Annotated in this window: 7 protein-coding genes and 1 pseudogene; 7 read left to right on the top strand and 1 reads right to left on the bottom strand. The window is 41.0% G+C overall.

Annotated elements, in window-relative coordinates; genetic code table 11:
* Together AC4GME_RS16180 and AC4GME_RS16185 are read left to right on the top strand one after the other, a co-directional pair.
* Positions 1–205 (top strand): hypothetical protein (locus AC4GME_RS16180; protein ID WP_490379769.1); only part of this gene is annotated, 205 nt, incomplete at its 5' end.
* A gap of 83 nt (positions 206–288) precedes the next feature.
* Positions 289–597, top strand: a complete 309-nt coding sequence (locus AC4GME_RS16185; RefSeq protein WP_490375865.1) for a hypothetical protein — start codon at positions 289–291, stop codon at positions 595–597.
* 403 nt (positions 598–1,000) lie between these two features.
* Here AC4GME_RS16185 and yjjG read toward each other — a convergent pair whose 3' ends face one another.
* Positions 1,001–1,702, bottom strand: coding sequence for a pyrimidine 5'-nucleotidase (gene yjjG / locus AC4GME_RS16190; RefSeq protein ID WP_490375864.1), 702 nt, complete (start codon positions 1,700–1,702; stop codon positions 1,001–1,003).
* A 333-nt stretch (positions 1,703–2,035) separates the two neighbouring features.
* Between yjjG and AC4GME_RS16195 the strand changes: the two genes are divergently transcribed.
* The 5 genes and pseudogenes from AC4GME_RS16195 to AC4GME_RS16215 all read left to right on the top strand — a co-directional run.
* A complete protein-coding gene (locus tag AC4GME_RS16195) occupies positions 2,036–2,977 on the top strand; it encodes a DnaJ C-terminal domain-containing protein (RefSeq protein WP_490375863.1) in 942 nt (313 codons plus the stop codon).
* Positions 2,974–3,279: a chaperone modulator CbpM gene (locus AC4GME_RS16200; protein ID WP_490375862.1), complete on the top strand. Its 306-nt coding sequence runs from the start codon at positions 2,974–2,976 to the stop codon at positions 3,277–3,279. Before AC4GME_RS16195 ends, AC4GME_RS16200 begins: the two co-directional genes overlap by 4 nt.
* Positions 3,280–3,529: 250 nt before the next feature.
* Positions 3,530–5,395, top strand: coding sequence for a maltodextrin glucosidase (gene malZ, locus AC4GME_RS16205; protein ID WP_490379770.1), 1,866 nt, complete (start codon positions 3,530–3,532; stop codon positions 5,393–5,395).
* Positions 5,396–5,566: 171 nt separating this feature from the next.
* Positions 5,567–6,244 (top strand): annotated as a pseudogene (gene sfsA, locus AC4GME_RS16210) (DNA/RNA nuclease SfsA).
* Between the two features lie 161 nt (positions 6,245–6,405).
* Positions 6,406–6,673 (top strand): hypothetical protein (locus AC4GME_RS16215; protein WP_490379771.1); only part of this gene is annotated, 268 nt, incomplete at its 3' end.

Below are 6,673 nucleotides of genomic sequence, written 5' to 3' on the forward strand. Positions count from 1 at the left end.
TTACCGGATGGCCAGAATGCTGCGTGGTTGGTACACCAGTCCGCGTATGGCGTGGCGGATTTTTCGTTATTTTCTTCGTCACTACCGGGAATCGCGGGTTATGTTCCAGTGCTACTTTATTGAAAAGTCTTGGGATTGGCAATTTTGCGGAGAAAACCCTCCCATGAAACTTCTGCGGCATACTTGGAAATTAAATAAGAGATAAGCGGATAAAATTCTTATAATGACAGTGAATAACCTTTTTTTCTGATAATTAAGCGGATTGCAATAAATAGGTTGGAGAGTTATATGTTTCTCTTATATGTGATTATCGGATTAGTCATTTTCGCCTTTGCAGGTATTATTTTTCAGGTGAATAAAAAATTAATTTACCGTCGTGCTGTGCATCAACGGCTTAAAAAAGATGTAGCGGGTCAACAGTTACAAATGCGTATTATTAATAACCGTAATCAAGCATTACGCAGTGAAATATTGAAACTGGAAAAACAGATAATAACAGATGGATTTAAGAATGCGCTGCCGGCCAATGTGACTGTAAAAAGAGTGATTGAAACAGTGGAAAACAGGTTGAAAAACAAAGATCATATTGATTTTTAGCCATTTGATTGCCTAGCGGGCTAATCCGAAACCAGTAACTGTCTGCAGCGCAGTCTCTTAACTAAAAACTTAGCAAACTACAGCAGGCAGATGAATTATCTGCCAGTTTACAGGCTCGAAGCTTATTTATTAAATCTATACCCAAGCTACTTGAAGATGCAGGAATCAGCAAGTTGAGAGGTGACCATATTCAAGGCATGAAGTTGAAGATCTAGTCACTCTAAATCAATACTTCATAACACTGAAGATGGTTGCCTCTCACCTTGCCCTACGGGAGGTTCGCTCGAAAGCCAGCTATGCGTTACAACATTTGAAAAGGGAATAACCATTCTCTTCATGTTGTGCCTTGATCTGACATTCGAGCGAGCCTCTGAATCAGCATCTTCAAGTAGTTTGGGTATATCTAGTCTATATCTTTTGTTTGTGCTACCGCCTGGTGAAGTAACAGTTGCAGCTCTTTTAAAGAACTGACTTGGTAATGCGGTGTTATGCCTGCAGGATTATCCAGCCCGTCAACATTCAGCCAGCAAGTATCAATGCCGGCATTTAAACCGCCTAAAATATCTGAATGAGGATTATCACCAACCATCAGCACATGGTGTTTTTCAGGCTGGCCCATTTCTGCAAGTGCATGTTCAAAAATACCCACATCTGGTTTTGCAATGCCAATCTGTTCAGAAATAACCAATGATGAGAAATACTCCTTGAAGCCTGTTCGTTTTAAGCGAATTTCCTGAAGCTCAGTAAAACCATTGGTAATAATTCCCATATTCACCTTACCGTGAAGTGATGCGAGTAATTCTTTAGCACCAGTCAAAGGGGCACAGATATCGGCCATCGCCAGCAGAAAATCACTATTTAGTGCTTGAGTGGTTACCTCAAGTTTTTCAGCCCAGCCTTGAAAACGAATATTTTGCAGTTGTTCTGCGCTAATAGTGCCGTTCTGGTAATCGATCCAAAGTGGTTTATTGGTGATTTGATACTCATCGTAATCATGTTGGCTAAAATCCATATCATAGCGTGAAAACATTAACTGCAATCCTTTGAAAGCATCGAAGTGGAACAGGGTCTCATCGGCATCAAACAGGATCCATTTGTACTTCATTATTTATCTCCAACAACATCTAAGCCAGGCATTCCGTGCGAATTTAACTGTGAAATGCGAGCTCTGCTCAGTGTGTATTTTAATCTTGTGAGTCTATTAACCTAACTGTTCGCATTACGTACCATTACAACATATTCCTTAAGAAAGAGCTCTATAAAGAGCGAATGTTTTGCAGCGATACTCGGCTATCGTTAAATGTGATCTGGATTGAAATGAATATCTGCAATAACTGTGTTAACGCCTAAACTTGGTTATAACCTTGCGATAAAGGTTGAGCGAGAAGCTCTCGATATGGATTGCTCTTTGCGGCTGTTATCTTTTTAGGATGTTTTTATGGAATTTAAAGATTACTACAAAATACTCGGTGTGAAAGTTGACGCGGACACTCAGGAGATTAAAACCGCCTATCGTAAGCTGGCACGCAAGTATCATCCCGATATGAATCCTGACGAGGGAGCTGAAGCAAAATTTAAAGAAGTTGCTGAAGCTTATGAAGTACTGAAAAATCCAGGTCGCAGAGCAAGGTTCGATGAGTTGTGCAAATATGGCCGACAGTCTAATAAAGGATTTGAGCCACCTCCCGGCTGGCAACGTGCCAGTCACTCTTTTGAGCAAAGCAGTTCACCATTTGGCGATGATTTTTCCGATTTTTTCAACTCGATTTTCGGGGGGCAAAGCTATCAATCTCCTTTTACTCAGCGGACACAGCAGCGCCACGCCAGAGGTCAGGATGTTGAAATAGAGATGCCGATTTTTTTAGAAGAAACAGTTAACAAACATATTAAAACGGTGGAATATCAGCTCCCTGTTTCTGATGGCGGCAAAAAACAGTTGAAGGTGAGAATACCGGAAGGCGTGATGGATGGTGAGCGTATCCGCGTTAAGGGACAGGGAGCTTCAGGCTATGGCGGCGGCGGAGCTGGCGATCTTTATTTGCACATTCGTTTAGTGCCTCACCCATTATTTGATGTGCAGGGACATAACCTGATTTTAACCTTACCGCTTACACCTTGGGAGGCGGCCTTGGGGGCTAAGGTTACCGTGCCGACATTAGAAGGCAGCATAAACTTGACGATAAGACCTAACAGTCAATCTGGAAAAAAATTGCGTATCAAAGGTAAGGGCTTGAAAGGAAAAACAGTGACGGGTGATCTTTACGCCATCATTAAGGTAGTTATGCCAGCTGCCAGCAGCACAAAGGCCAATCATTTGTGGCGCGAGCTTTCTGAATGCGCAGCTTTTGATCCCCGAAGTGAGTGGAGTAAACTCAAATGATTCAGACATTATCAAATGTTTCACTCAGCGAATTATGTCAGCTCGAGTGCATAGAAAGTGAAATTATCATTGAAATTGTTGAATATGGAATCGTAGAGCCGATTGAAGGTTCGGATACGCCTGATTGGGTCTTTGAAACTTCCAGTGTTCACTGGATAAAGAAAGCTGTACGCCTTTATCAAGACTTAGAAATTGATTGGGTAGCGGTGGCGCTGGTGATTGATTTAATGCAGCAAAAGGAATCTTTGCAGAGAGAAAACGAGCGTTTTCAACAACAACTTAGACGCTTTGTGGAACAATAAAAACGTGAATTTAGCGTAAGTGACCCCGTAACCGTTTAAATATCCGCCAGCACTTGATTGCGTGTAGTTAATGGCTAAAGCCAATCGCAATAGCTGTGCAACTATGCATGTACAAGTTGGTAAATAACAAGGAAATTTACCAACTCACTTGACCAGAACTTATCTAATAGGTGATCCTCGATCCTTCTTAAGATATGGATGTCTTTTTCGATTACAGATAATTAAAACAACTGCATAAAGAGAGAGTCCAATGAAAATACCATTTCTTTACCATGGACAGGATAGTCGCTGGCTGATCCCAACACATAATTGCCTCAAGATTACCATGGTCAGTGATACTGACACACTGATTTCCGCCATTTTCATTCGCTGTGAACCAGATAATGAGGAACAACTGATTAATATGCAACGCGGTGAAAGCAAAGGCCGTATTCAATATTGGTATGGTGAGATACCAATAAACAGTGATAAAGAGATTACCTTCTACACATTTAAAGTGCTGCAAAACAGCCGTCAATGGTGGTTAGATGGATGCGGTATCTCTCCCCGTATTCCGGGTAAAGAGAAGCACTTTAAATATAACAGCCAGCATCAACCGCCTGAATGGGTAAAAGAACAAGTTTTCTACCAAATCTTTCCAGACCGTTTCTGCAATGGTAATCCTGCAATTAGTGTTCAATCTGGTGAATACTGTTTACGCGGAGATCAAAAACCAACCATTGCAAAAGTATGGGGAGAGCCTGTTTCTGATCATGGCAAGGATGGGCCGAGTGAATTCTTCGGTGGTGACTTGCAGGGTATTTACAACAAGCTTGATTACCTGCAGAGCTTGGGCGTTACTGCGCTATATTTAAACCCGATCTTTACGGCACCCAGTAATCATAAGTATGACACCACAGATTACCTGAATGTTGATCCTCATCTTGGGACAAATAAACTATTTGCAGAGATGGTGGAAGAGTTACATCAACGCGATATGAAGATAATGCTTGATGCCGTGTACAACCACACCTCAGTCGATCATGCTTGGTTCGATATGTACAAGCGTAATTCCTCGACTCAGGAAATTGGCGCATATGATAATCCGACATCGCCATACCGTCAGCATTATCAATTTACCGGTAATAGCAATGAGTATATCGGTTGGAATGGCATAGCTAGTTTACCTAAATTGAATTTCTCGAATCCAGAGGTTCAAGACTATATCTATGCAGGTGATGATGCGGTCATCAAACACTGGTTACAACCACCGTATAATATTGACGCTTGGCGTTTCGATGTTATTCATATGCTTGGTGAAGGCGCAGGTGCGTTAAATAACGCCCATTATGTAAAAGCATTCCGTAACGCTGCAAAATCGGTAAACCCTAATTGTTACATACTGGGAGAACATTTCTTTGAAGCGTCTAACTGGTTACAAGGCGATCAAGAAGACGGGGCAATGAATTATTACGGTTTTTCTCACCCGATTCGCGCCTTTTTCGCGCAAAAAGATATCTCGTATCACCCATCTGAAATTGATGCGCAAGAGCTAATGGCATGGCTCAATGAAGCTCGATGCAAACTGCCTTGGTTAAACCAACTGTCTCAACTTAATCAGCTTGATAGTCATGACACGATGCGTTTTCTTAGCATGGTTAATGATAATGCTAACACTATGCATTTAGCGCTAATGATGCTTTTTGCATATGTGGGTACCCCTTGTGTTTACTACGGAACAGAAGTTGATCTACAGGGGGGGCAAGATCCCGATAATCGTCGCTGTTTCCCTTGGGAAAGAACTGAAACGGGTTATAAACCGCAGACATTTGATTTTATAAAGAAACTGATTGCGCTAACAAAATCATCAACAGCGCTTAAATCTGGAAGTGTGCAATGGTTAATGGCTGAGAATCAGCATTTTGCCTTTGCCAGAACAACTGATAAGGAATGTTATATTTGTTTAATTAATAACGGTGAATCCGAGCAAACATTGCATTTACCTATGTGGCAATTGGGGATTGAATCAGGCTCATTACACAGTGTACTTAGCGATACTAAATGGTCTATTAAAGAGGGGGACGTGTCGGTAATCTTAGCAGGTAAAGAAGGTTTATTAGTTTCTGTTGAAAAGTAGATACACCCAGGATTTTCGGGTCTTGAATTTTGATTTTTAATGCAAAATTCAAGACCAAAGCTCAAACTCTTTATATTTAAAATAAAAAGTTACAGCCTCATCTTTGTTAATGGGCTGACTCAGCTAGCAGAGAGGGAAATTCTACTGGCCAATTCAATGACAGGTTAAAAGATGTTTAGCAATCTGCAAAAAGCCACATTAATTAAGCGTTACAAGCGATTCCTGGCCGATGTTACATTGCCGGGGGGCGATATAATGACTATCTACTGCCCAAATACGGGAGCAATGACTAACTTGTGCAGATATTGGTGATGAAGTCTGGTATAGCACCTCAGACAACCCAAAACGTAAATATCAATACACTTGGGAACTGACTCATACTAAAACGGATCACTGGATTTGTATTAATACAGCGAGAGCTAATCAGATTGTTGGCAATGCGTTGAAAAACGGTGCTATCGAAGCACTCTCTGGTTATAACAAGATCAAAGCAGAAGTGAAATATGGCAGTGAAAATAGCCGCATAGATTTTCTTTTAAGCGATGAAAAGAAAGCCAATTGCTATCTTGAAGTGAAAAGCTGTACATTGCTCGATGAGCAGTTTGGTGAAGGGAAAGGCTTCTTTCCCGATGCAGTCCTACGCGTGGTCAAAAACATCTGCGTGAACTAATTGAGATGCACGAGCAAGGTTATAGAAGCGTATTGTTGTTTGCTGTTCTTCATACTGGTATTCAAACAGTAGATGCTGCCAGGCATATTGATTTAAAGTATGCTGAATTATTTGAACAAGCTAAAAACGCAGGTGTTGAAGTGCTCTGTTTCTACCCTGATATTAGCAAGCCAGTATAGAGTTGCTTTGGGGGGCTTTGCTTCAAATTAGGTGGACGGAAATATTTATTTGCACAGTTAGCATCATCCTATGTATTTGGTATCAGTTGTGGTGCTGGCTGGCTTATTGCCTAACAAAACAACAGGGCTAAAAACAGCGGTTTTCAATAAAAGGATAAACTATGCAAAACATCATTAAATCAACTGTCACTACTATTCTGTTGATCATTATGACAGGGTGTGCAACAAACAGAGGGGAGATCGATATAAAAGATATTGTATCAACCAACCCTTCTTCAGGAAAGGCTCTTAAATTTGTAAGAGTAACTGATAAACGTGACTTCCAGATTAAACCTAAGCTAGCAAATATCCCCTCATTAAAAAATGATGAGATTAATGACACGAGTATTACTGCAAGGGCTATAGCAAGAAAGCGTAATACATTTGGCC

The sequence above is a fragment of the Psychromonas sp. genome, assembly GCF_983033635.1.

What these genes read in the sequence shown, in the direction of transcription:
- AC4GME_RS16185 (WP_490375865.1), top strand. Translation starts at nt 289, where the DNA reads ATGTTTCTCTTATATGTGATTATCGGATTAGTCATTTTCGCCTTTGCA.
- yjjG (WP_490375864.1), bottom strand. Translation starts at nt 1,702, where the DNA reads ATGAAGTACAAATGGATCCTGTTTGATGCCGATGAGACCCTGTTCCAC.
- AC4GME_RS16195 (WP_490375863.1), top strand. Translation starts at nt 2,036, where the DNA reads ATGGAATTTAAAGATTACTACAAAATACTCGGTGTGAAAGTTGACGCG.
- AC4GME_RS16200 (WP_490375862.1), top strand. Translation starts at nt 2,974, where the DNA reads ATGATTCAGACATTATCAAATGTTTCACTCAGCGAATTATGTCAGCTC.
- malZ (WP_490379770.1), top strand. Translation starts at nt 3,530, where the DNA reads ATGAAAATACCATTTCTTTACCATGGACAGGATAGTCGCTGGCTGATC.